Here is a 25,540-nt window from a genome sequence, read left to right on the forward strand (position 1 = left end):
TATTAAGGAAACCTGTCTGCCGCATAATCAGACGTCGGAAGTCAGAATCCGGAGATCAGTCCTCAGACTTCTGATTAAATCGATTTGCATTCATAGTCATAGACAATATTCATACAACAGCATGGAGGAAACGGCTATTGCGGCAGTCTCAATTCTTAGAGTCGAACTTCCCAGAGTTACCGGAATGCAGCCTTTTTCAACGGCACGTTCAATTTCATTATCAGTAAAACCACCCTCAGGGCCTATAAGGCAAACAATCTTTTTTGCAGAAGGCCTTTCGCGTAATACAGCTTTCAGGGACATTGCATGACGCCTTAAGCATGGCATGAGTGAAAGGTCGTAATCGCATAAAGTTTTCAAAAAATCTTCTATCGCCACACCAGTCGTAATTTCAGTAAGAATATTCCGTTTGCATTGTTTGGAGGATTCAATGACTATCTTATTCCATCTCTCCCGCTTTTCCGCTGACGTTTCTTTTATCGCCACAACGCTCCTTTCACAATGAAGCGGGGTCAAAGTGTGTATCCCCAATTCAGAACATTTTTGGATTAAGATGTCGGAAAATTTTCCTTTAGGAATAGAAACGGCTATTGTAATTGAGACGTTCGGCTCCCTGTCAACGACCAGGGAACTCTCAATAAATACTTTTAACCTGGCACGTTGCGTTTCAACAACAACCGCCTTGTATTCAATGCCTTTTCCATCAAAAAGGGTAATTTTGTTTCCCTGTTTTGCTCTTTTGACGTGTAAGATGTGGTGTGCTTCTTTTCCTTCAATCCAAATCTCTGAATCTATGGAAACATTGGGTATGAAAAACCGATCCTGGTGCATTTATTGAGATGAGACCGTTGAGGCGGAACTTAACGCTCTTGCATAATTTATTATCGTATGGTTGGGGCAGACATCAACACATTTGCCGCATGATGTACACTTTTGATAATCAATTACTGCAAGATTGTTTTGCACATGAATTGCGTCATATGGACATTCCTTTTCGCAGCGTTTACAAGCAATGCAGGAATCCTGGCATATTTTCTTTGCAACAGCGCCTTTATCTAAGGATTTACATCTCACATGCACCATTTTTGATTCAGGCAATATACTGATGATCTCCCTTGGGCAAACTTCCGCACATTTTCCACAACCTGTGCAGCGTTCCCTTATTACTTTTGGCAAACCGTCCTTCCCCATGTACATAGCTTCAAATTTACATGCTTCAACACAAGTACCTAAGCCCAAACATCCATAATCACAGCCAAAAAAACCGCCGCTAATAATGTTTGCCGCACGGCAATCCTTTACTCCGTTATAGATAAATTTGTTAGTAACACCTTTTGCATGACACATTACAACGGAAAAAACCCGTTCCTTATTTTCAAATTCGACCCCCATAATATTGGCAACACGTTCCGCCACGGAAGATTGTCCAACAGTACAGCCTGTAACAGGCGATTTCCCTTCCACTATCGCCTGGGCAAAGCCGCCACAACCGGGCTGACCACATGCCCCGCAATTTGCGCCGGGAAGCACCTCGTTAATTCTTTCGATACGGGGATCCACTTTCACGGCAAAGGTATCCGAGGCAATGGCCAAACCTATGCCAAAGATCATTCCTAATATGCCGAGTGTAATTGTTGCGCTTAAAATTAATTCCATTTTTGTATCCTGTACGTGCTTCGTATTTAATATATTTCTGACTAAAGACAAGTTATGTCTTATAATTATAACAATGTACTGTTATGCCATTGTTCCAATCATTTGATGGATTGGTTTGCCTGAGGGGACCATCGGAAAAACATTTTCATTAGGGTCGACCCTGAAATCCATGACTACGGGTTGTTTTGTGAAAAATGCTTTTTCCAACGTGGGACGCACATCCTCTTTCTTTTCTATCAAAAATCCTTTCGCTCCATACGATTCCGCCAACTTTACGAAATCCGGATTCCCGTTTAAACTTACACTGGAGTAACGTTTATCGTAAAATAACTCCTGCCATTGCCGTACCATACCAAGGTACCCGTTATTAAGGATAACAATCTTTACCGGAATATTCAACCGAACCACGGTGCTCAGTTCCTGAATATTCATCTGGATACTGCCATCCCCTGCAATATCCACCACAATTTTATCCGGGCATCCCAATTGCGCTCCAATTGCCGCAGGAAATCCGTATCCCATTGTACCCAATCCCCCGGATGAAAGGAATGTTCGCGGCTTAGTATATGTATAATACTGTGCCGCCCACATCTGATTCTGTCCAACTTCCGTGGTTATAATTGCCTCACCATTCGTTGCTTCATATATTTGTTCTATCACATACTGAGGCTTTATAAGATCTCCACTATTATTATATGTTAATGGATTTTGTTCTTTCCATTGCTTGATTTTATCGAACCATTCTCTTCTCTCGACAAAACTGATATGTTTATTAAGTTCTCTCAAGGTATTTTGGGCGTACCCCACAACCGGTATATCTACCTTGATATTTTTACTTATGGAAGAAGGGTCTATGTCAATGTGGATAATTTTTGCGTTTGGTGCAAATTCATCAATTTTACCCGTGATACGGTCGTCAAACCGCGCACCAATTGCAATCAATATATCACATGTCGTAACTGCAAAATTCGCATACGCAGTCCCGTGCATTCCCAGCATACCCAAAGATAAATTATGATTTTCCGGAAAGCCCCCAAGACCCATAAGGGTTGTGGTGACGGGGATATTCCCTTTTTCCGCAAGTTCCAATAATTCCTTTGCGCTATCTGAAGCAATAATGCCGCCACCTGTATACAATACAGGGCGCCTTGCATTATTAATTACCTCTGCGGCAATTTTTATCTGACGGATATTACCTTCATACGTGGGTTTGTATCCTGGCAAATCTATTTCCGGAGGTATTATTTCTTCACATTCAGCCATAGTAACATCTACGGGCAAATCTATTAATACGGGACCTTGTCTGCCGGAATTTGCCAAATAAAATGCTTCTTTTACTACTCTTGCTAAATCTTTAACATCCTTAACTAAATAGCTGTGTTTTGTTATGGGGCGGGTTATTCCAATAATATCAACTTCCTGGAAGGCGTCATTACCGATAAGAAATGTTTTTACCTGTCCCGTCAAAGCAACCATCGGAACGGAATCCATGTATGCCGTTGCTATAGCAGTTGTTAAGTTTGTAGCGCCAGGGCCTGAGGTCGCCAAACATACACCTACTTTGCCTGTTGCCCTCGCAAATCCATCCGCCGCATGGCCTGCGCCCTGCTCATGTCTCGTTAAAATAAATTTAATCTGCGATTCATATAATGCGTCAAACAAAGGAAGAACAGCGCCGCCTGGAATGCCAAACACGTATTCTACCCCTTCCCGTATCAATGCATTTATTAGAATGTGAGAACCTGTTTTAATCATTGGTTTTTGTAAAAGATAACACAAAAGTTTAAAGCAAACATAAGAACACCTTCAGAAAACACACTTTCGCGTTCTATTTCTTTACGGTATGTTCAAAGAGGTATGTTTAAATTGAACAGCAAGAAGTCAATTGATGTGAAAATATTGAGTTGTGAACTCTTATATTTCTATCCGTAAGGTTTTACTACTTTGCAGACCTCATACATCTTCGCTATCAAAATCGCTGGAATCCAAATCATCCATATCTTCATATTTTGGAGGCTTGTAACCTGGCAGTTTAGACCTTTCCACTTCTTCTTTATAGGCGGCAAGAACTTTTTCCTGTATTTCTTCTCTGCATTTTGAATTTATCGGATGTGCGGTATCTGCATGTAATTTTAACCTTCCCGCACCCTTTGATGCCCGCTTTTCATCTAGTCTTGTACCACAATCGTTACAGTATTGAGACATAAGGTGGTTTTTCCCGCCACAACCCGGGCATCGGTCTGTAAGCTTTCTGCTTGGCATTGCCACAAAAGCCCCTTTATGCCCCTCGATAACCTTCAGATCTCTAACAACAAAATCGTTATCAATTGTAATGCTGCAAAACGCTTGTAATCTGTTTTTTTTCGCTTCGGTCAGCTTCACCCTAACTTCAGTTATATTCACGGCCATCCCCTTTCCTGTTCACTTAGTTATGCCTTCGAAATCACTGGCTACCACAAAAACATCACCAATACCAAACGTTTTTAATTTTTGTCCTATATTATTTGCATCACTTCCACTTCTGCATAATCCATACACTGCAGAACCACTTCCAGATAAAAGCACTCCACAAAAATCAAATTTTCTAAATTTCTGTCTAATTTCTTCAAGTTGAGGATAGAGCTTAAAAACGACGTCTTCTAATCGATTGTGCAAATACTTCCCCAGCAGAGTAGCATCGTCTGCCTCTAAGAAACGCAAGGTGAAACTAACATCTTTCAAATTTTTTGTCAAGCCAATTTTGAAATTTTTATATATGGTAGCAGTACTTACCTCAAAGCCCGGATACACTATTACATAATGATATATTACACGGGATGGGAATGGCTGAATAATTTCCCCCCTTCCTCTGCAAACAGCAGTATTCTCGCCTATAAAAAAAGGGACATCGGAACCAAGCCTGCTTGCAAACAACATTAATTTTTCACTATCATACCCAAGCCGCCACATCTTATTTATGCCGATTAAAGTGGCTGCAGCGTCACTACTCCCGCCGCCAAGACCTGCCCCCACCGGTATATTTTTTTCTAAAAATATCTTTACCCCTCTGGAAATACCCGATTCTTTTTGCAACAATCGCACCGCTTTAATAATCAGGTTATTTTCACCCGTTTCAAGTCCTGGATTTGAACAACTGAATTCCAAACCTTCATTATCTTCCAAATAAAGGTAATCGTATAAACACACCTTTTGCATAACGGTTTCGATTTCATGATATCCATCTGGACGTTTCCCTAAAATCTCAAGGAACAAATTGATTTTTGCTGGTGCTGCAATTTTTAATTTCCCCCGATCTTCCCAAAACTTCATGACATGTTTCCCACTGTGATTTTTTTTTCGAAAAAAGATATTTGTGTTTCTCTATAACTTCTAGTATCGTACAACTTTAAAAACGAAGCACCTGGAGGTATCTCCAGCGTTATCTTTCTATGTTGAAACACAACAATTCCTCCCGGACACACAATGTCTTTTTCGAATAATATTGACAAGAGCATCAGCAATTTTTCTCTATAAGAACTGTTGTCGGCGAGGGGGTATGGCGGACAGGCAAAAACAATATCAATCCCGTCGGTATTCTGCTCCAGAAAGGGGATGGTTTTAAGCACATCACATCTTACGGTTACCGACTTGTTAAGCAGTTTTGTTGCGCTGATGTTTTTTTTTATCGACTGGATTGCAAACGTGCCATTCTCCACAAACAAACATGATTTAGCACCCCTGCTTAATGCCTCTATTCCAACAGCCCCCGTACCGGCATATAAATCCAGCACACGACTGTCCGGGATGATCTCCGCCAATATGTTAAACAGTGATTCTTTCACATTATCCGGTATTGGCCTTGTTTTGTTCCCCTTAGGAGAACAAAGCAAAATACCCTTTGCACTTCCCGCAATTACACGCACAATTTTGTATCAGACTCTCTCTTATTATTAATACATTGATAAAAAACAAACGACGACACAAAAACCTTCTGTTTATTCACAACATTGCCCACTTTTAGAAAACCTTTATATGAAATAACTAATGCTTTCAAACCTCAGCCATCCCCGGGCTAACACCATACAACCCCTGATAAATTTACCCCCATAATCACAAACTGATTTTAGAAATTTAAGCATTCAACTATGGCTTAAAATTGTAATATTCTTTAAATACTTTCCGGAAAATATTTATTTTGTTATATCTCCTTCCAAATACGAACAAGCAACCCATGTTGTTTTATAAAAATCTCTAGCGCACAAATGGTACGTATATATTAGTCCCAAGTCAAATACAAATTCCGTATTGACACATTTAATAGTTTTTTGTAATATTCATGCTTATATATCGGATATTTATCAGACATTACCGATACTATTTCACGATAAAAATATCTTCATAAAACTCACAAATAAAACAAATTCTATTTCCGTCCGGAATTTTTAAATAATGGTTTTTATATTCAAGATTACCTCTTAAAATTATTAATTCTCTCTTTTGTTGATTTCACACCAAAAATGCCCTTTTTGGAATCTTATAACTTTTTAAACAAAGAAACAGGAAAAAAATGACCGAAAATATCAGAAAAGATCTCCCTAACCTTCGTGAACGTCTCATTAACATAAAGGACTCTCTTTGATGTAGTAAGCAAAGAAAAGGAGCTAATCGAACTTGAAAACAAACTATCTTTTCCGGGATTTTGGGAAAACAAAGATAAGGCGCAGCAGATTATTAATAAATTAAAAACTCTCAAAGGAATTGTTTTGCCTCTGCAGGAATTACAAAAAACTTACGAAGAGATAGAATTTCTGGTTGACCTTATGGACGAAGAAAGCGATGAAAGAACAACAGCGGAGATAGTTGGGGATATTGCATTATTTACACAAAAACTTGAAAAACTCGAGCTACATACAATGCTTGGCGAAGCCCATGACCATTGCAATGCTTACCTGAGTATTTACGCCGGGGCCGGAGGAACAGAATCATGTGATTGGGTTTCAATGCTTTTTCGTATGTATTCACGCTGGGCAGAAAAAAATGGTCACACACTCTCTCTCATTGATTCACTCGCGGGGGAAGAAGCCGGATTAAAAAGAATTACCGTTCTCATCGAAGGCGAATATGTTTATGGGCATTTAAAATCTGAAATTGGTGTACACCGTTTAGTAAGAATTTCTCCATTTGATTCCAATGCCAGAAGACATACTTCGTTTGCTGCTGTTGATGTACTGCCGGAAATAGAAGAGGAAGAGGAAATAGAAATAAACGACAATGAATTACAGGTAGATACATACCGTTCATCAGGGGCGGGTGGGCAGCATGTAAATAAAACATCTTCTGCGGTTCGTATTACTCATTTGCCTACCGGAATTGTAATAGCATGCCAAAGTGAACGCTCACAGCATCAAAACCGAAGACGAGCAATCAACATGTTAAAAGCAAAGATATATCAAATAAAGGAGAAAGAAAAGGAAAGGGAATTATCTGCAGCCTATGACGAAAAAGGTGAAATCGCCTGGGGAAACCAGATACGATCATATGTATTACAACCGTACTCGCTCGTTAAAGATTTAAGAACTGGCAAGGAAAGTGGTAATACACAGGCAATGTTAGATGGTGAAATAGAGGGGTTTATTGAAGCTTATTTAAAATGGAAAATGGCAAAATCAAATTTATTAACAAAAACGAGGAATTATGACAACGTTAAAACATGACGACCCGGAAGTCTGGAATGCCATACAGGAAGAAGCAAAAAGGCAACAGGAAACAATTGATTTAATCGCATCAGAAAATATATGCAGCCTTGCCGTACAAGAAGCACAAGGCTCTCTCATGACCAACAAATATGCTGAGGGATATGTTAACAAACGATGGTATGCAGGATGTGCGAATGTAGATACCGTAGAGCATTTGGCCGTGCAAAGGGCAAAGCAGATATTTGGCGCTGAACATGCTAATGTACAGCCAAATGCAGGTTCGCAGGCAAATATGGCGGTATGTTTTGCCGTACTAAAGCCGGGAGACCGGGTACTGGGCATGGATCTCTCACATGGCGGACACTTAACTCACGGCTTTAAAAAGAATTTTTCCGGGATGATGTACGAAATATCCCACTATGGTGTAAAAAGAGAAACCGGCTGCATAGATTATGATGAGTTGCGCAACATCGCTCTTGCATTTAAGCCAAAACTCATTATTGCCGGGGCAAGCGCTTATCCGCGAATTATTGACTTTAAAAAATTCAGGGCTGTTGCAGATGAAGTCGGCGCTTATTTTATGGCAGATATCGCGCATATCGCAGGCCTGATTGCGGCAGGCGTTCATCCTTCTCCGGTTCCTTTTGCCGATTTTGTTACCACAACAACCCACAAAACATTACGCGGGCCTAGAGGAGGTCTTATTTTGTGCAAATCCAAATATGCAAAACAGATTGACGCAATGGTGTTTCCCGGAATCCAGGGAGGCCCTTTTATGCATAGTATCGCTGCAAAGGCAGTAGCCTTTAAGGAAGCGATGTCTGAAGAATTTAAAAAATGCCAGCAACAAACAGTTAAAAATGCACAAGCCATGGCCAATGAATTTGTTAAAAAGGGATACGACATAGTTTCCGGCGGTACGGATAATCACTTATTTCTCGTTGATTTACGCAACAAGAATATCACCGGCAAAGAAGCGCAAATACTGCTTGAAACTGTTAATATAGTACTGAACAGAAACACTGTTCCTTATGATGAAAGAGGCGCAAATGAACCGAGCGGTATTCGTATCGGAACGCCGACAATTGCTTCCAGAGGAATGGATGAAAAGGATTCGGTAAAGATTGCGGAATGCATTGACAAAATTTTATCCCGTCCACACAATGACCAGGCAAAAAGGGATGTTAAAAACATAGTAAAAGATTTATGCGCTGCTTATCCATTGCACGAATCAGGTGCTTGCCCGTCTACAAAATAAAGATTAATGTACACATTAGTTTTTATTTACAAACTATCTTATGCAACAGGCTGGATTTAATCCAGCCTGTTTTTATATGCAAATAAAAATGACTCAAAACTTTAGTGCAAAAAATATTACTGTCATTGGAAATGGTGGCTGGGGAACTGCTCTCGCCATTTTATTATACAATAAAGGCAATAAAATCGGTCTTTGGGGACATGACAAGTCTTACACTGATTATTTAAACGAAAAAAGGGAAAACACAAAATATTTAAAAGGCATTATCATCCCACCGGATATTGCTATTACTTCTGAAATTACCGCCACATTAATGGATACGCAATTTATTCTATCCGCGACTCCCACTCCTTATTTGCGTTCAGTGCTGCTTAAATTTAAGGAGGTATTTGTCAATAAAACTCCCATCATTAGTATCACAAAAGGGATCGAAAACGAAACACTCATGCGGCCAAGCGAAATTATCCGCGATGTACTAGGAGACCCGCCGGTATCTTTGCTTTTGGGACCTAGTCATGCAGAAGAGGTTGCCCATGGCTTGCCAACTACTATTGTTGCATCTTCAAATGATTTATCTTTAGCACAAACCGTACAGGAACTTTTTACAACTGATCGGTTTAGGGTTTATACGAATACGGATATAATTGGTGTAGAAATAGGAGCTGCCCTGAAAAATGTGATTGCAATTGCCGCCGGCATATGCGACGGATTAAGTCTGGGAGACACTACAAAAGCGGCGCTAATCACCCGCGGTTTAGCGGAAATAAGCCGTCTTGGCACTGCTATGGGTGCAAAAAAAATAACCTTTTCAGGGCTTTCCGGACTGGGCGATTTAATAACTACCTGTATCAGCCCTTATGGAAGAAACAGATGGGTGGGAGAACAAATCGGCAAAGGAAAGATGTTGGAGGAAATATTACGTGATATGAAGCAAATTGCGGAAGGGGTGTGGACAACTAAATCGGTTATCGAACTTTCAAAGAAATACCGTATTGAAATGCCGATTACCCATGAAATTTATTCCGTGTTGTTCTCTGGGAAAAAACCATTGGAGGCGCTCAACAACCTAATGCTGCGCACCCCAAAATCAGAGATAGAAGAAATTTATTAAAATAAGGCATTAAAATATTTGTAAAAACCCTCCTAACATTTTTAAGACGTTCCATTAACAAAAAAATCCTGGCGATACGCACAGTCCGCCAGGATTTTTTTGATGTATAAAGTTGCTTATCTTCTTCTGGCTAATTGGAAATCTATCGTAGCAGTTTTTCCTGTCTCTACCGTGACCTCTTGTGATAATTCTTTGAGTTTTTCATGCCAGGTCTTCACCGTATATTTTCCGGGAGGAATATTATTGATGGTATAATTCCCTTCCTTGTCAGTCATAGCGAAATAAGGATTTGCCAGTGAAAGAACATAACCCGCCATTTCCGCGTGCACATTGCAAAGAAGTGGTGTTTCTCCCAAAACATCAAATTTCACTTCTTTTATAACGCCCGTTGGGTATGTACCCAGATTAAACTGTAACGCCGCGGTCGGTGGAGAAAAGACATTGTGGCGAACCGCATCACTATTGGGGAAATCCACTACTGTACCCTTTTGCAAAGCCACAACCCTTGGCACATACGTTAGGTTAAGCTGATCAACAACCGCATGTTCAGTCGGTGGTGGGAAATCATTATTGTCGACTTTTTCAAGGAAAACGACGACATTCTCATTTGTCCTTTCCCTTTTACATGTTACTTTCCCTGTAATAGAACCACCGTTCTCAATCTTTGGGATATTTTGAACCACCCTCTTCAATTTTTGTTGCGCTTCTTCCAATTTCTTCAGGGCATCTGCTGCCTCCTCGGCACTTAAAGCTGCTTTTTCTTCTGCATAGAGAGTTTTCAATACATTTGGCATTGATACTGCAAACATCATCGCAAGAATACCAGAAATTAAAATTCTTTTCATAAGCCTTCGCCTTCCTCCATTTGAAAATTTACATAAAATTACACGAGCTAACAAATGTATCAACTTAAGTCAACATTTGTTAGCTCGTTATCACTATCGCTTTATATCTAAAAAATTATGCATCAACCTTTATTAATTCACCATTCAAAAACTTCTTCATGAAATCATTCTCATTGCCGGCAGTGTATCCGGTTTTAACAGGATCCCAAACACCTTTTCCTCCCATGCCACCATTCTCAGCCTTTGTGATCTTTACCAATGTTTCCTTTGGCACGGTATTAATACAATGATTATCCGCTTCGAAACCAAAAATAAACTTCATCCCGATTTTAGCCTTATGGAAAAGGCTATCCAACTGGTGCATTGGCATCGACCAATCTCTTGTAATACTCTGCTGTGAACCGTAGCGGAAGCTGGACTGATAACCGCTCGGAGACAACGCCCTACCATCCGGTCTTGTCTCATGCGCTTGTACCGTTTTGTCGGAAGAAATCCAGGCAGAATGTTTCATCATCGTACAATTATACGGGTATGCAGGGTTGTACTTCGCCCTCAACATAAGCCTAGATACCTTATAAAAAGAATCGTTTGGCTTCCATCCTTCATATGGTCTGTCGGCAGGGTTTGCATCAACATAAACATAGTCTCCGTCCTCAATCCCTAAATCTCTTGCGGCCTGAGGATGAATATGTATTTGATGTTCACCGACACCAGGCATTCTCTTATCCATCCTGTACGGATCTCCGAAGTTATTGTTCCAGATAAAGTTCCAATCCGTAACTGCCCACTGCGAATGCACGGTATGCCTTGATTTTGGAGTCACGCAGTAGAAGTGATACCCTTTTTCCCACAGGAAATTCTTAGTCTTCTTTGTCTCTTCCCATGATTTCTTGATATTCCTGACAGTCCTATCCTCCCAGTATTCAGCATTTTCCGGGATGCCATAGTCATCCGGCCGAATATAAGGATTCGTACTCACAATCGCATTTGGTAAATATGGCGTAGCTTCAGGTCCTTCGCGATGGACAATAAAGTTTTCTCCATATTCAATAATTTCAGGCTCATCATTATACGCCTGTAGCCTTCCAGTTGGGGTATAAAATGGCAAGCTCTCGTGTACCTGTTCCCAGAATGGATGTCTCGGATATGTCCGGAATAACAGCATCGCCACACCCGGTTCTCCATACTTTCCGTTCAATATATCCTCGCATGTGTATCCCTTCATGGTCGTGCTACCATCGAGCAATCTGTTGATATACACACTCGCTCTTCCTTCAATGGCAAATTTCCAATTGTCTTCAAATCTCTTATCTCTTAGCAATTCACCCAATTTCGACGCCATACCCGCAAGTATTTTCACATCATCTTTTGATTCATACACAGGAGTGATACCCGTTTTCCCCCATATTTGAATAAAAGGATTTGAACAGGAATTGGTGATTTCAAATTCCTGGAATTCAACCCATGAATTTGCCGGAAACGCAAAGTCCGCGTATTCTATCGAACCTGTTATCTCAATATCGGTTGACATAATCTGTTCAATGTTTGGATTAACATTCTTCAACATTTGATAGACATGCTTCGCATTATTGATAAGATTTACGTTGGTAAACCAGAGAACCTTAGTTGGCGAAGGCATGTGCGTTTTTCCGGTAAACACCTTACGCCCATATTTTGGAGTATTCACAATCAAAGGCCTTTCACTGTGATTCCAATAGGCAACTTCTTCATCCAGGGCACGCCCTTTAATATTTAAATCTTTCGCAGATGCATATGGGTCTAAATTTGGTTTAAACACATCTTCCGCTACCCACCCATAAAACCCTGGGCCACTCCATTTAGAAGCCTGAAAGTTGCCAGCTTTATAATTTCCTGCCCACGTATGTGAACCAGACCCAAAGTATCCAACATTGCCCGTTAACATTACCGGTAAATAGTAAGACCTGTTCATCAACGTTGCATGGAAATAGTGATTTACACCTTCCCCGTAATGGATTGCAACAGGTTTTATCGTGGCAATGTCTTTCGCCAGCCTTTCGATCAGATCTTTAGGAGAATTGGTCATGCTAACCACAGAATCAATATCATAATCCCGAAGATGTATCTTATACATTTCGAGCAGCGTCATTACCTCGATTTCTTTTCCATCGATGGTTTTCAACTTAAACGAACCTTCCAAAACAGGATCTATACCTTTTTTAACCAACGTCTCACCAACATCGTCCCGTGTTATAGCTTTTGGACCTTTTGATTTTGCATCCCAGACAACAAAATCTCCGATTATCTCCCTTTGTTCATCCTTCAGACCTTGAATATGATAACTCGGTCCATCGGAAATATCCTGTAATTTGTAATTCGGAATAATATCTTTTGGAGAAACCCTCTTTAAAGTATCAGTCCTTATCAGCAACGGGAAGTCGGTAAACTTCTTTACATAATCGGCATCATACCATTTGTTATCAATAAGTATTTTTGTAATACCGAGGAACAGCGCAGTATCGGTGTTGTTCCGAATAGGAATCCAGTAATCCGCCTTTTGAGCTGAAGGACTATACTCAGGGGTAATAACAACAATCTTTCCACCCCTCTCCATTACCTCTGTGACCCAATGTGCTTCCGGCATCTTGTTTTCTATTAAGTTCTTTCCTGTTTGGATCAACAACTTTGAAAAGCGGACGTCGTTCATATCAACATCCGAAGTCTGCAGGCCGTGAGAAAAAGGATGTCCTGGAGCCTGGTCACCATGCCATGTATAGTTCGACCAGTTTCTGCCGCCTAATGCCTGGTCAGGACCAACGCCCCGGTTATGTGCATCTACAATGGCAAGGCAATTATTAAACCGATACATTCCATATTTTCCAATTACCCCAAGAAGACCCATGCCACCACGTCCTTTGAATGTACGTGTGCCGGCGCCCTGCATCCTGTCAACCATCTCCTTTGGATACCCCTGGTCAATAAGTTTTTGCGCGCCTTCCGGGCCGCTGTATTTTTTCGTAATATGGATTATGCCCTTTGACGCATAGGTAAAGGCTTCATCCCAAGATGCCCTTAATAATTCATCATTGCCCCTGTTGTCAAACATATACTTCGTCTTGTTCTCCGGCGTCAGTTCCGGAAAACCGTCATCCGCCCATCGCTTCCACCCTTTTCGAATCAAAGGGTATCTAAGCCGGTATGGACCGTAAACTCGCCTATGAAACGTGTACCCCTTTAAACACATCCTCGGATTCCAGTTCCTTGTCGCCTTGTTTCCATACAAATCGCTATAATTCTGGTGGTCATAGTTTTGTTCAACCCTCATCATTACATTGTTTCTAACAAATGCTCGTATTCTGCATGCATGTGTGTCATTCGGAGAACAACAATAAGTAAATGTACGGTCATACTGATACTGATCTCTGTATACACTTTCCCATCTTCGGTCGGGATAGGTATCTAAAGGATTATCTACCACGACTGCAGGCTTTAGCAACCTGAACGCCATTGCATTCTTAGCAAGCGTCAGGGTCGCTCCGGTTGCACCGGCTACCTGTAGGAAAGCCCTCCTAGTTAGCTTCATAATTTCCTACTCCTTTCTAAAAAACATTTAATAGTAATACAAAAGTTATATAATGTGATGAGAAATCGCTTTTCTCGATTTATACATTTCAACACATCGGTCACAAGCTCCATCTTCCGCTGACCAGTTGGGAAAGTCCTGCCTTATATCTTGAACCGTTTCTATGTCTTCTTCAAGATTTTCGACCCATTTGTATGTCCTAAACTGGCACAAGGGGCAAAGAGCGCCTGGCAAAAGAATTTTTTTCTTCTGTCTTAGATTTTCAGGAATTTTGTCATCAGATAATCTCAGAACTTTATTAACATCATCTGCCAATTCCAATATCTTTCCGTGTGTGAGGTTTTCATCATTCCAGAGTACATCAAAAATCGCCTTTTTTTCCTCTTCAGAGAACCCCATATAGAGGGCAGAAAATTCTTCAAATCTGCTTTCCCTACTACCAATAGTCTCTTTGCCATCCTTCAATATGCGGCTATCTACATAAATATCCCAAAAAGTGCTGTATCGCTCCGTTACAATGCACTGTTCCATAGGATTTCCCCCCAGAAACTCACTTCTATAACCAAACGCATCGCTTAACATATCAAGTATGTGCATTATTTCGTGCCGCAAAAATTTCTCCAGAAAAATATGATCACGAAAACGCTCCGCCAAAAGCTTTACTTTCATCCTTTTTTTTGCATTTTTCCGATTCAAATCACTTACAAGGTCAGACCCTTCATCATGCTTGCTTTTTGCTTTCACTATTACTGCACCAGCCATTAAGTCCTCTAACTCTTTAAATTCATCAAGCGCCTTTTCCACCAGCGCAACAAATCCTAGCTTGTGAAAGAAATCCCACTCCACTTTTCTGAACTGTATTGGTCGTTCTTCAAGAGAAAAATCCTCGTATATAGGATCAACCCGAAGATGATATTCCTCTGAAAGCTTTGTATCCCCTTGTTCTTCCTTCGCCCTAATCGCAGTGAATACAACCTCTTCAATCAAACCGGGGTCAAACTCAAGCTTCATCATCAATTATCTCCCATCTCGTCAACAGAAGAAGCGCACGATAAACATTCATCAGGAGCCCCTGCTACAACATCCTGATTTAGATCTGACTCTGTGAATGTTTCGGTCTGAACGCCCAACAAGTCCATTTCTAACTTTATAAACTCCTTCATTACTTCAGAAATGGCAAAATAAAAACCGTCTATAGATTTTCTCCCGAAAAGAAGGGCAAAAAGAGGTATCCATTTACCTGCATGTTCTTTTAAAAATTTTTTCTGAGCATCCAGGCAAATTTCAGCCTCTTCATTTCCATGATTTTCTATTGCATACGCTTGTTTATAAAGAAGAAATTGCAGAAACTCTAATTCCACGCTGATATGATCACAGCGTTCTTTTTCTTCTTCAGAAATATCCAGACCAAACGCACGGTAAAACCCTTGTATGTCCGCTAAATCCTGCACCTGCTGAAACACATGAGCAGCACCATATTGACCCTCATACAGAGGACAATCCTTCGATATGGTATGCCCAACTATGCGATTATATATCCGTTGTAATTTTTCTATGTCCGCTGTACTATAGAACTCCTGTACATTTTTTAAAGATTCCAACATCGCCGTCAAACTATCACCTTCCGTGTAACATCCTTTGATCTTATCCACAAGTTCATTAAAATCCTCGCCCTCTAAAACGGAAAGTTTTTTTTCTTCAGGAAATAGATAGCATGTTGACAATACCTGATACAAAGCACTTCTCGCCAGCAAATTCCCGACTTCTGCAACTTGGTCAGTTTCCTGTAGATCACTATTATTCACAACCATAAAATACCTCAAAATTAAATCGAGTTATAATGCTTATCGGGTCTAATGTGTATCGGTTCTTCCACCGTAGTTCGTACCACTTCCTTGCCATCTTCGCCAAATCCAATTACCGTGTCATTATACATCGTAAATTTTTTACCGTGGATCTCCGTCTCAAACACCTTCGGGCCTTCTTCGATCTTATATTCATACACAATTGTCTGAGTCATCCTGAACAATGACATTACCGCTAGCAATTCCCTTGAAGGCACCATAAACTTTTCAATTGCCTCATCCACACCTGGCCCAAACATCTGTCTTAAATATGCCCTTGGAGCCCATCTTGGAGGAATATAATAAATGTTAGGTTCCGTGCCAAACTGTGGATACAGTGGCAGTGCTATCTTTTGATGTCTTATTAACCATGTAATCGGATTTTTCGGGTTGTCGTCAAGGAATCCCTGTAAACGTATTTGCCCAACACAAGCAGACATACATCTCGTTTCCATCGGACGTCCGTCCGTCAGTGAATCACGACCCTCAATTCTCGGATAACAGGCAATACACTTTTCACTAACCCTGGTCAAACCCCTATACATCGGCTTCTTATAAGGACACTGCTCCACACACTTCCTGTAGCCACGGCACCGTTTTTGGTCTATCAGCACAATCCCATCTTCTTTTCTTTTGTAAATAGCCTTTCTGGGACAGGCCGCCAAACATCCGGGATAAGTACAATGATTACATATCCTCTGAAGGTAAAAAAACCAGCGGCTATGCTCCGGCAACGTTGAATATTCTCCCGGCTGATTGCTGCTCTTCGCTGTATCTTCTCCAAAATTCGGCGACCGCCACTCCTTGTCTTCCGGAATATACCCCACTGCCCACTGGTTAATATTCTTCTTTTTTGCCACCTCGAAAATGGTATCCCCCTCATAGGTGCCATAAGGCGCTCCTGTACCATATTGCGAGGTCTCTTTGTCTTTATCATCTGTGTACCAAATGTTATCAGGACTATCAATCAACTTGAGCGTCTTAACATCCCATGATTGCGGAAATCCACCGTAAGGTTTTGTCTCGACGTTATTCCACCACATGAACTCCTGCCCTTTATTAAAAGTCCAGGTACTTTTACATGCCATGGTGCATGTTTGACATGCAATACACCTGTTAATATTAAACACGGCAGCAAATTGATGTTTCGGCCTGGATTCAAAATAGGGATACTCCATACGTCTCCCTAAATGCCAGTTATGTACAAGTGTCATCTTCTAACTCTCCTTTCGATCAACAACACAAATCTAACATTTTTAAAATTTATTTATTGCCATGCAATTCTTTCCAACGACAGCGGGTGCCATTGTATAGAAATGTTTTTTTGCCCGTTTCTATCTTCTCTATCACCATTCCACACTGCCATATTGAAGTAAGTGCTTTCCCCCGGCACAAACTGAACATCCAGAGGATCTCCCGTATTTAACGACCGGCAAAACACCACAGTCCATTTCTTGTTTTCAAATTTACTGCACCCATCCACGTCCTGATGATCCTGTGACGTTAATGTACCAAAACCTTCAGCATTTAAATCTTCAACGGCTCTACCCCGAGGCAAAGAAAGCAAATTATGAGCAGCATACCCACCTGACAATTCAGCAGCACTCTGTATCACTCCTTTATGATAATTTACACTGTGCGGGTTAGTACTGAAATCATCGTGCATGTTAGGATATCTCGCCGGACATTCCTCTATGCCACCAGTAGCTAGCAAATCTGCTTCCCAGTCAGCCTTCCAATGCCACAAATTTACAGGCTTTTGCCTATCGCCCATTCTAGGGCTGAATGGCTCTTCCGGACTTATCGTAATCTTCCCCAAGGGAAACATTAGTGCAGCCCCATCTCTAAACTCTTGAGTTGCGATAGCCTGTTTATTATCGGTGGCATCGTCCCATATCACCTGGAAATAAATCGTAATTCCATCGTGAATAGCCTTTATCTCTGCAGAATTCACCGAGCCCCCTCCGTTGGGAAACGCCTTATCTTGCTTTTGTAATTTAACCTGTACCCCTTCGGCATTTTTAAACGCACCTTCCAAAGCACCAACGGTGATATGCGCGGGGACATCAATTTGCATATATTTCACGTTCAAAACTTCTTTTGCCGGCGTAAGCTCTTCTTCCGCCACGCCTTTTACCCCTTCCGCTTCCTCCGCGATACATAGCGCAACGCTCAAAAACAAACATCCCAGGAGGGCTACACTACTACTCCCCAATAAGCGATAAAATTTTTTTCATCCCTCTCCTCCCTTAAATTTTTACAGACAATTAGAATTTGTCACAAAATGAATGCCATAATTTAAAATTGACTTCCTTAAAATTATGAATACTTACTTTCCTTCTTACCAACCTCCTTCCCGAAACACTACCCAAAAAAATACTCAGACAGTGCAAAATTTGTAAGTTTTATTCCATTATATTTCTAATTTTTTGGTTTTTAGAGAAAAATCGACGAATTCTTTACTCACAAGAAGACAAAAGTGTAACCCCCTTTTTTCCTAAAAAATTTTTTTTTCCCCCCAAAAATTTTCTTGTCTGAAATATTTAATGCAACACTTAACAACAATGCAACTAATTTGAGAGCGCTATTGTAATAGGTATATACCTGTTTTTGTTAGCATAATACATTCTTACAACTCAAATCAAGGAAATGTTTTATTACAGACGCATCCCAACTACCGACCAGGACCATGGCTGCCTGGCTGATCAAATAGCCAATCCCTGTTTTTTTTATGACAAGCAAAACATGTTTTTTCTATAAGGTCAGCAAAAGCCTTTAACGTTTCCTCCTGACTCCCCTCCATTGCCATCTTTCTCACATTCAATGCTTTATAGACTATTCCACTTTGGAACAAAGCAAATTCCTCTCTAAGTTTTGTTATTTTTCCGGCGTCTTTAGGGTCAATACCCGCGCGTTCAAACCATTCGTTCTTTTTAGGATCAAACGGAAAGAAGAACTCACTTATTTTGTAACTTTGATCTACTACAGCGCCAGCCTCATTTGCCACATATTTCAAATTATTTTCCAGAATACCCGATAACATATTAGTCAGACGTTTTTCAATATCCTTCATCAACTCCTGCGTTGGCTCAATAACCCCTTCATGTTCAGCAGCTTTTCCGCTTGAACCCATAGCCTTGTGAGTAAACATGCTATTCCCAATACCTAACATAATTAATGCCAACACGCCAAAAACAACATATTTCATTTTTATCATACCCATAAAATCCCACACCTTTCTTCGTAATTTTCACTAACAGAGAACTTTGCGCAAAAAAACCTTTCCTTAAACCAAAGCTAGAACTGCGCAAACTTCATTCCCTTTAAAAGATGTTCGCTTGACAACAAATAAAAACAAATTGTTACTCATTTAATTACGCCATTATACAACATTACAAAACTACCCTTTTTTATACTGTCAATAAATGGACACCGTATCATAGTATTTCTATTTTGAAATCTATAATTCAAAAATGCAAACGAATGTCGCTTTCATATTTTGTATTTAGCATTTCGGATTTCGCAATTAAATATTAGGGCGTATTTTAGCCTATCGGCATCTGTATCAAAAAACGCTAGTAACGCATTGCCTGAACAGAACTAAAAGGAGCAACATGTGAAATGTTTTGTCTATTGTTATGGAAGGAAATCAACTGCGGCTGTACGAGGCTATGCCAGAAAAATTAGTGCGAATGGGATAAATCTTTTCCCATATATTGAGATTTTACCTCATTCACTATTTCTTCCGTAATTTCCTTATAGCCTTTCTCATTGGCATATTTCTCTATTCTTTTCCTCACTATACCCCTGATAAAAGAAGGAATACGTTCGGTTTGTTCACGCGCCACATTCGTCCAAATTAAAGGCAGGCATTCCGTGGAAGAATCTTTTTCCTCATCCTCCCCCAAACCGGCTAAAACAGTTTTCAGTGTACGATCCTTTGCATCGCCAACAGTTTTTTCCGATACCTCAACAGAACGTACTGTGGGATCTGCAACTGATGCTATGTTGCCTCCGGTTAACATAATATTGCACGGTGCAAGTCTTAGCAAGTTTTCGGCTGTACTACCGATGTCTAAGCCATTTGTATTATGAATCCCTGTTTTTCCTACAACCAGCAGCGAAGGCTGTCCTTTTTTCAAGTACCGCAACACCTGGTCAAATGGTTTTCCGTCCAATAAGATGGAAGATATTGCTACGCCCTCTTTTTTTGCGATACAACATGCGTTATCAAGATGGCTTTGATAAATCTTAGCAAGTCCTTTATCTATTATTTCCTCATGAAGAGTTTCTTGTTCCTTAAATCTGAAAATTTTTCCGGCTTCTTCAGAAAGTACTTTTGCTATACTTTCAAATGCCACGCGGTGATAATGAGGATCGTATATCGATATCGCATCGATCTTTAAATGAAATGACCTTGAAAAAGAAACTGCCGACTTAATCCCTTCTAACGATTGCATACTACCATCGACCGCAACAACAAGACGCTCCCCCAACTCTCTTTTCTTTACCACGAGAACATCTGTTTTTAAGCGCCTTACAACACGTTCGCAAACACTTCCAATAAGATTTTCATTGACAGAAGCAAGCCCTAGTGCCCCTATGATTACCAAATCATAACCACCGCGTCTTGCTTCCTTGATTATTTCACAATAATTTTTACCTTCCAGCAAAATGTCTTCATGTTCAACATTTGCGCTTCTGCATTTCTTCTTGAAGACATCAAGGTACGACTCTGAAATCATCTTCAAACCCTGGTTAATTAGTGACGTATGTAATTCGCGCTGTCTTTGCAACTCTTTTTCATCCTGGTACTTTTCCGGCAATCCTTCCTCCATGTCACGAAAGCGCCTCTGGTGCAATGACGCGTCATAAACATGGCAACCTACCAGAAGTGAGCCGTATTTTAACGAGATCGCAATGCCTATATCGATACAATAATCAGAGTATATTGAATTATCTATCGGTATTAATATCTTTTTATACATAACTCTATTTCTTTAAATACAAATTAAAAAAAATTCTCTGCGATTTAAACAGATTCGCTTTTCAACTTCTTCCACTCACTGATTGCGCCGCCAGCCAAAGCCACAGTGATTACCGCAATAAATAACCATCGAAATGCAGTTTTCAAATCAGCGGTCTTTCCTCCCTCAACAACAGATTCTTTCTCGGCTGCAGCAATTTTTATTGTTTTTTCAACAGAAAGCCCCTTAATAAAACCTGCCAGTTCTTTAATTCTGTTCTCGGTAAAGACATTTCCCCACGGCGGACAAAGATTGGATTTTCCAATGGAAGCCGTTCCACTGGTAATTGATTTGATTAAATCCGATTCCGGCCTCGTCGCCATGTACGCCGCATCCGTAAAATTTCTTGGCTTAGGGTTCAAGTCTATCGTGTAAAAGGTACCCCGACCATCGCCGTTTTTTCCGTGACACGGCGAACAATAATACTCAAATGAAGCTTTTGCCGAAATCAAAAACTCTGTTTCCCTTGCAGAGGTTATCAATTCCTTCGCAAAACAGACACCGCCCGTCAAAAATAAAACAAACACCGGAATGATAAAAACTCTCCCTTTTAAAAACAAAAAATGATTCATTGTTAATTTCCCTCTTTTCCCTTGACGTGATCAATCAAGAATCCAACCAACGACTTGATTTCCTGATCAGATAAAGCATAATTAGGTTCTATTGCCCTCGGATTCACCAATATCGGATTTTTCAAGTGATGAAACATATATGCAGGCTGCAACCGATCGCCAACGGTGCCCAGATTTGGCCCTACAACACCGCCACCCTTAGTTCCTTCTGCGTGACAGGCATTGCACCCTTTATCGTAAAACAAGTTCTTCCCTGCCTCAACTACCTCCTGAGATGGCTTTTCATTGTCAAAAATTCCCGAAGGAAGCTTCTTGTTTGTAAGATATTTTTCCATAAATTCAGTAGCAAAAGTGGCATCTTCTCCCGTCAAGTTAAATTTTGGCATCTGCTGGCTCAGAGGCCGTATAATATCAGGTGCCTTTAAAAATTCATTTTCCCAATCCATTTTCATCTTTGTTCCAGCTTCTGTAAGATTGGGAGCATAAGTACCCCCTTTTTTCTGAATGGTGTGGCAGGTTAAACATCTAATTTCATACAAAACCTTCTCAAATCCTTCAAGTTTTTCCCTATTTCTCTCAACAACCGGCATTAACTCACTCAAGCCTTTTATATCGTGACAAACGAAACAACGCGATCTTTCAACAACCTCTTTTCCTTTTGATATAAGGGCGCTGTCACCTTTAATTGTACTGTATTCAGCATTAGTCAAAAACTTTGTTTCTTCGATAGTTTTCGGAGTGCCACCATCCTGTCCGTCTTCACCTTCGTCTTCGTATTCCTCTTCAGGCATAAACTGAGTGTCACGCATAACATACTCAACCAGTCCTCGTATTTCTTCATCTGAAAATCTGAACTGCGCCATCAGTGTATCAGGAAAATGCATCTTTGTATTTGCAAGCCAGTCATACAACCAATCCCTGTTAACCTTTGTAACAATACTTCCTAAATCAGGCCCGACGCCAACGTTTCCACCAAGACCTTTAACCGGATGACAAATGGTACAACGCGCACGACCCCAAACCCCTTTTCCCATCTGAAATATTTGGTCCATTTTATCATATTCTTCGTCTGTCATATCGTCTTCGCGTTTTAACAAATATTCATCCCATTTAACCTTTGAAAGCCCATCATCTGCAATGCTCCCCAAATAAACAATCACCGCTTTAATCTCGTCAAACTCAAGACCCAGGTCAGGCATCTTTGCATTTGATATGACCTCCTTTGGGTTGGCGATCCATCTAGATATCCATTCAATGTTTGCCTTATGCGTAACATTAGCAAGTATAGGCCCGTTTTTTACTCTTTTATATGGATCCTCAAGTTCAAACGGAAGAATAGACCATCCTTCAGGTATTTGGTATTTTTTATCTATTTCCAAAAACATTGGTTCAATACTTCTTTCTTGCGCCAAAGCTATACCAATACCAACAAACAATGCAAAGCACAACAGTATCGCCGACACAATTAATCTGTCACAAAATCCTGATATTAATTTTAACTGCATAAAAGCTCCTTGATATTATTGATCCTCTTCTTCTGACTTAGGCGGAAACCTTCTTAATCGAGCAAGGAACCAAAGCTCTACACTCGCTCCCATAACAACAGCAACTAATACATAGACAAATACCGTTTTAGGCATTGGTTTTTCAAGTAAGATATAATACCATGATGATACCGATTTTTGACTGCCCGCATCACCATTAGAACCATCCCACACTGCAAAGGCAATTGGTATCAGCTTACCTATCTCAAATTGTATATCCTTCTTCCCGTCCTCTGTCTTTAAAGGCCGTTTAAATACTACCTTCCACCGACCATTATCATGCAATCCTTCCCCCATGACATCCTGATTTTCCGGCGACTGTATAGAAATTTTCTTAAATCCCTTAGCATTTAGCTCTACGATCTCGCCTGGTTCATTTGCAGGCATTTCTGCTATTGAACCAAAACCTTCTTTCCAACAGGCCTTCCATTGCCACAGGTTGACCACCCCGCCGGAATCACCCATTCCAAAATAAGGTTTTTTTAGCGATTCGGGTATTTTTACGGGAAATTGCAACGAAACGGCATCCCTGAAAATATCCTCCTGCAGGTTTGTACGATCATCCCATTCTACGAGAAAAGCAATCTCTCTATCATTGTATAGCCCCCGAATCATCATAGAATCGATCGCAGGCTCCCACAACCGTGGATGTGCAACGATCTGCCCTGCTAATGGAATCTCCAGAGGCGCTGCTAATCCCCAAACTTCATCTGCAGGATGGTCAGGCAATTCACCTTCTTCCAAAAGCTTTACCTTTACAACAACATCAGAAGCCATTTTCTTTGACAGACTTTCCACATAGTGGGCCAAACTCCACCGTTCCTCATCACTAAGCGTTTCTTTATAAGAACCCATCGGAGTCTCGTTAAATCCGGTAGAAATCGTCCGATAAATATCACCAGCCGTGCTCCCCCCTTTATAGTTCCACGATTGCGTCAAATCCCTCGCACGATAAGGCATGCCCCACTGCGTTTGCAAAGCAACCGTGAGCGGCCCATTACCCCGCCCTTCTTCCCCGTGACAATTAAAACATTTCACTTGTTTAAATAGTTCTCGGCCTTTATCAATACTCTCCTGGGTAGCAACTGCGCTTTCGACACTCAACACTGCAGGAGCTGTTTCTTTCTTAAATTGTTCATTAAACGTCTTTATATAATAAATTACCTGCCATCTTTCCGCTTCGCTGATAGTACTCCAGAACGGCATCGCCGTTCCCTCTATACCGCTCGTTATGATACGAAAAAGATCTTCATCCGTCGGCACAGAACCAAATGGCGTGGACCTTACCTTAAACTCATTACGGGTAAAGTTCCGCGGTCTGGGAAACATAGTTCTGGAAGATGGTCCATCACCGGTACCGGTTATACCGTGACAATACCAGCATCTTTTTTCGTAAACCTTTTTTCCTTCTGCTACCGCATTCTGGTCTTCCGGTAATTTTTGAGGCGTCTCACGTTTGTACGTTCTGAAAAAGTGAGAGGCTTGCGCCTCAACCATATCCGCTTTGCAAAAAGCCACAATACCAAAAGCAATCAAGCTAAAATTAATTACTTTACTTTTAAACAGTTTTATCATTGTAGTCATTAGCTCTTCATTAAAATTAACATTAATTTCAAATTTTTAAATACCGACAAAGCTGGACGCCGCCAGACAAGGTTCTCTTATTCTGCTTTTTCTCTTTGCCGCGGCATCACACCTGCCGTATCGTATTCTCCCATGATAATCTTCCACATTTGCTCATCTTCCAAATCACCTTCCCATGCAGGCATTGCAGAGTCCCACGGTGTGGATTCTGAGGGGAGACCAGGACCTCCCTCCTTAATTCTCCAGAAAAGATAGTTGTCAACCACCGTTGCAATTGTACCAGGGTCCTGGAAATTAATTGGCCTCAGGCGAAAAGAATTCGCAAACGGCCCGTTGCCGTCGGCCTTTGAGCCATGGCATGGGCGGCAATACGCCTGAAAAAGCACCTTCCCTTCCTCAACACATCGCCTTTGAGTATCCGCATCTTTTCCTCTAAATGGATTTTCAAGCTTCTCATATTTTTGCGGCAGGGTAGGGTGCTGAATTCTTAATTCAACGGGTGAAGCTGCTCCAGGCAGAGAATAAGAATAAACAAACCAACCTACAACAAGCGGAAAGGCCATAAGAAATATTTTCTGCAAAAACATCTTAAGGAAGGCCCCTTTACCCGGCAATAAAAACCCTAAAAAATCGGCAAATTTCTGATTACTTGTCGTAGCGTAAACCAAACCTGCCAAAATCCCCATAATCAAGTACCATGTCATCAGCGTACTTGGAGTCGGCATAGGATGCCCTTTATCCATTAATACCTGAAAAACCCACGGAGATACATATTTCAAGAATAAAAATAAAAATACGACTGCCGCAACAACCCAAAACATTAAATACGGACTTCGCTTATTCCCCATTAATAAACACTCCT

At 40.8% G+C, this 25,540-nt stretch carries 21 protein-coding genes; 3 read left to right on the plus strand and 18 right to left on the minus strand.

What is annotated here, in order from left to right; genetic code table 11:
- Window positions 1-96 precede the first annotated feature (96 nt).
- The 6 genes from M5U24_RS15570 to rsmD all read right to left on the minus strand — a co-directional run bounded on the left by M5U24_RS15570 (window position 97) and on the right by rsmD (window position 5,558).
- Window positions 97-831, minus strand: a complete 735-nt coding sequence (locus M5U24_RS15570) for an RsmE family RNA methyltransferase (RefSeq protein ID WP_099324699.1) — start codon at window positions 829-831, stop codon at window positions 97-99.
- A complete protein-coding gene (locus tag M5U24_RS15575; RefSeq protein WP_099324700.1) occupies window positions 832-1,656 on the minus strand; it encodes an RnfABCDGE type electron transport complex subunit B in 825 nt (274 codons plus the stop codon).
- 81 nt (window positions 1,657-1,737) lie between these two features.
- Window positions 1,738-3,411 (minus strand): biosynthetic-type acetolactate synthase large subunit, encoded by a 1,674-nt coding sequence (gene ilvB, locus M5U24_RS15580; RefSeq protein WP_099324701.1) that lies wholly within the window; start codon window positions 3,409-3,411, stop codon window positions 1,738-1,740.
- 198 nt (window positions 3,412-3,609) lie between these two features.
- Window positions 3,610-4,059, minus strand: a complete 450-nt coding sequence (locus tag M5U24_RS15585; protein ID WP_099327001.1) for a SpoVG family protein — start codon at window positions 4,057-4,059, stop codon at window positions 3,610-3,612.
- 18 nt (window positions 4,060-4,077) lie between these two features.
- A complete protein-coding gene (gene ispE, locus M5U24_RS15590) occupies window positions 4,078-4,965 on the minus strand; it encodes a 4-(cytidine 5'-diphospho)-2-C-methyl-D-erythritol kinase (protein WP_099324702.1) in 888 nt (295 codons plus the stop codon).
- Window positions 4,962-5,558, minus strand: coding sequence for a 16S rRNA (guanine(966)-N(2))-methyltransferase RsmD (gene rsmD / locus M5U24_RS15595; RefSeq protein WP_157820437.1), 597 nt, complete (start codon window positions 5,556-5,558; stop codon window positions 4,962-4,964). The genes ispE and rsmD overlap by 4 nt, the downstream gene beginning before the upstream one ends.
- Window positions 5,559-6,202: 644 nt before the next feature.
- On the opposite strand from rsmD, the gene prfB reads away from it, so the two are divergent.
- The 3 genes from prfB (at window position 6,203) to M5U24_RS15610 (ending at window position 9,700) form a co-directional block, all read left to right on the plus strand.
- Window positions 6,203-7,349 (plus strand): peptide chain release factor 2 gene (prfB, locus tag M5U24_RS15600; RefSeq protein WP_099324704.1). Its coding sequence is split into 2 segments (ribosomal slippage): window positions 6,203-6,271 and window positions 6,273-7,349, totalling 1,146 coding nucleotides; the frame shifts between segments, so codons are not numbered across the junction.
- The gene (gene glyA, locus M5U24_RS15605) at window positions 7,330-8,589 is read left to right on the plus strand and encodes a serine hydroxymethyltransferase (protein ID WP_099324705.1); all 1,260 of its coding nucleotides are present in this window, start codon (window positions 7,330-7,332) and stop codon (window positions 8,587-8,589) included. Before prfB ends, glyA begins: the two co-directional genes overlap by 20 nt.
- Window positions 8,590-8,677: 88 nt before the next feature.
- Window positions 8,678-9,700, plus strand: a complete 1,023-nt coding sequence (locus M5U24_RS15610; RefSeq protein ID WP_099327002.1) for an NAD(P)H-dependent glycerol-3-phosphate dehydrogenase — start codon at window positions 8,678-8,680, stop codon at window positions 9,698-9,700.
- 116 nt (window positions 9,701-9,816) lie between these two features.
- On the opposite strand, the gene M5U24_RS15615 is transcribed toward M5U24_RS15610, so the two are convergent.
- From M5U24_RS15615 to M5U24_RS15670, 12 genes are all read right to left on the minus strand, one after another.
- The gene (locus M5U24_RS15615) at window positions 9,817-10,545 is read right to left on the minus strand and encodes a carboxypeptidase regulatory-like domain-containing protein (protein WP_099324706.1); all 729 of its coding nucleotides are present in this window, start codon (window positions 10,543-10,545) and stop codon (window positions 9,817-9,819) included.
- A 115-nt stretch (window positions 10,546-10,660) separates the two neighbouring features.
- A complete protein-coding gene (locus tag M5U24_RS15620; protein WP_099324707.1) occupies window positions 10,661-14,107 on the minus strand; it encodes a molybdopterin-dependent oxidoreductase in 3,447 nt (1,148 codons plus the stop codon).
- A gap of 45 nt (window positions 14,108-14,152) precedes the next feature.
- Window positions 14,153-15,121: a hypothetical protein gene (locus M5U24_RS15625; RefSeq protein ID WP_099324708.1), complete on the minus strand. Its 969-nt coding sequence runs from the start codon at window positions 15,119-15,121 to the stop codon at window positions 14,153-14,155.
- Window positions 15,121-15,912 (minus strand): molecular chaperone TorD family protein, encoded by a 792-nt coding sequence (locus M5U24_RS15630; protein ID WP_157820438.1) that lies wholly within the window; start codon window positions 15,910-15,912, stop codon window positions 15,121-15,123. The genes M5U24_RS15625 and M5U24_RS15630 overlap by 1 nt, the downstream gene beginning before the upstream one ends.
- A 20-nt stretch (window positions 15,913-15,932) precedes the next feature.
- The gene (locus tag M5U24_RS15635) at window positions 15,933-17,165 is read right to left on the minus strand and encodes a 4Fe-4S dicluster domain-containing protein (RefSeq protein WP_099324710.1); all 1,233 of its coding nucleotides are present in this window, start codon (window positions 17,163-17,165) and stop codon (window positions 15,933-15,935) included.
- 53 nt (window positions 17,166-17,218) lie between these two features.
- On the minus strand, window positions 17,219-18,127 hold the full coding sequence (locus M5U24_RS15640) for an ethylbenzene dehydrogenase-related protein (RefSeq protein WP_298202929.1): 909 nt from the start codon (window positions 18,125-18,127) through the stop codon (window positions 17,219-17,221).
- A gap of 498 nt (window positions 18,128-18,625) precedes the next feature.
- The gene (locus M5U24_RS15645; RefSeq protein WP_099324712.1) at window positions 18,626-19,174 is read right to left on the minus strand and encodes a cytochrome c; all 549 of its coding nucleotides are present in this window, start codon (window positions 19,172-19,174) and stop codon (window positions 18,626-18,628) included.
- Between the two features lie 460 nt (window positions 19,175-19,634).
- Complete coding sequence (locus M5U24_RS15650) at window positions 19,635-20,939, minus strand: universal stress protein (protein WP_099324713.1); 1,305 nt, start codon at window positions 20,937-20,939, stop codon at window positions 19,635-19,637.
- Between the two features lie 44 nt (window positions 20,940-20,983).
- The gene (locus M5U24_RS15655) at window positions 20,984-21,550 is read right to left on the minus strand and encodes a hypothetical protein (RefSeq protein WP_099324714.1); all 567 of its coding nucleotides are present in this window, start codon (window positions 21,548-21,550) and stop codon (window positions 20,984-20,986) included.
- 2 nt (window positions 21,551-21,552) lie between these two features.
- A complete protein-coding gene (locus M5U24_RS15660) occupies window positions 21,553-23,055 on the minus strand; it encodes a c-type cytochrome (protein WP_099324715.1) in 1,503 nt (500 codons plus the stop codon).
- Between the two features lie 15 nt (window positions 23,056-23,070).
- Window positions 23,071-24,678, minus strand: a complete 1,608-nt coding sequence (locus M5U24_RS15665) for an ethylbenzene dehydrogenase-related protein (RefSeq protein ID WP_099324716.1) — start codon at window positions 24,676-24,678, stop codon at window positions 23,071-23,073.
- 77 nt (window positions 24,679-24,755) lie between these two features.
- Window positions 24,756-25,526 (minus strand): cytochrome c, encoded by a 771-nt coding sequence (locus M5U24_RS15670; protein WP_099324717.1) that lies wholly within the window; start codon window positions 25,524-25,526, stop codon window positions 24,756-24,758.
- Window positions 25,527-25,540: the final 14 nt, after the last annotated feature.

Source organism: Candidatus Kuenenia sp. (genome assembly GCF_027493735.1).
Classification (GTDB): Bacteria; Planctomycetota; Brocadiia; order Brocadiales; family Brocadiaceae; genus Kuenenia; species Kuenenia stuttgartiensis_A.

What these genes read in the sequence shown, in the direction of transcription:
- M5U24_RS15575 (WP_099324700.1), bottom strand. Translation starts at nt 1,656, where the DNA reads ATGGAATTAATTTTAAGCGCAACAATTACACTCGGCATATTAGGAATG.
- glyA (WP_099324705.1), top strand. Translation starts at nt 7,330, where the DNA reads ATGACAACGTTAAAACATGACGACCCGGAAGTCTGGAATGCCATACAG.
- M5U24_RS15610 (WP_099327002.1), top strand. Translation starts at nt 8,678, where the DNA reads ATGACTCAAAACTTTAGTGCAAAAAATATTACTGTCATTGGAAATGGT.
- ilvB (WP_099324701.1), bottom strand. Translation starts at nt 3,411, where the DNA reads ATGATTAAAACAGGTTCTCACATTCTAATAAATGCATTGATACGGGAA.
- M5U24_RS15625 (WP_099324708.1), bottom strand. Translation starts at nt 15,121, where the DNA reads ATGATGAAGCTTGAGTTTGACCCCGGTTTGATTGAAGAGGTTGTATTC.
- M5U24_RS15655 (WP_099324714.1), bottom strand. Translation starts at nt 21,550, where the DNA reads ATGAATCATTTTTTGTTTTTAAAAGGGAGAGTTTTTATCATTCCGGTG.
- M5U24_RS15615 (WP_099324706.1), bottom strand. Translation starts at nt 10,545, where the DNA reads ATGAAAAGAATTTTAATTTCTGGTATTCTTGCGATGATGTTTGCAGTA.
- M5U24_RS15645 (WP_099324712.1), bottom strand. Translation starts at nt 19,174, where the DNA reads ATGGGTATGATAAAAATGAAATATGTTGTTTTTGGCGTGTTGGCATTA.
- M5U24_RS15635 (WP_099324710.1), bottom strand. Translation starts at nt 17,165, where the DNA reads ATGACACTTGTACATAACTGGCATTTAGGGAGACGTATGGAGTATCCC.
- M5U24_RS15650 (WP_099324713.1), bottom strand. Translation starts at nt 20,939, where the DNA reads ATGTATAAAAAGATATTAATACCGATAGATAATTCAATATACTCTGAT.
- M5U24_RS15665 (WP_099324716.1), bottom strand. Translation starts at nt 24,678, where the DNA reads ATGACTACAATGATAAAACTGTTTAAAAGTAAAGTAATTAATTTTAGC.
- M5U24_RS15670 (WP_099324717.1), bottom strand. Translation starts at nt 25,526, where the DNA reads ATGGGGAATAAGCGAAGTCCGTATTTAATGTTTTGGGTTGTTGCGGCA.
- ispE (WP_099324702.1), bottom strand. Translation starts at nt 4,965, where the DNA reads ATGAAGTTTTGGGAAGATCGGGGGAAATTAAAAATTGCAGCACCAGCA.
- M5U24_RS15570 (WP_099324699.1), bottom strand. Translation starts at nt 831, where the DNA reads ATGCACCAGGATCGGTTTTTCATACCCAATGTTTCCATAGATTCAGAG.
- M5U24_RS15620 (WP_099324707.1), bottom strand. Translation starts at nt 14,107, where the DNA reads ATGAAGCTAACTAGGAGGGCTTTCCTACAGGTAGCCGGTGCAACCGGA.
- M5U24_RS15660 (WP_099324715.1), bottom strand. Translation starts at nt 23,055, where the DNA reads ATGCAGTTAAAATTAATATCAGGATTTTGTGACAGATTAATTGTGTCG.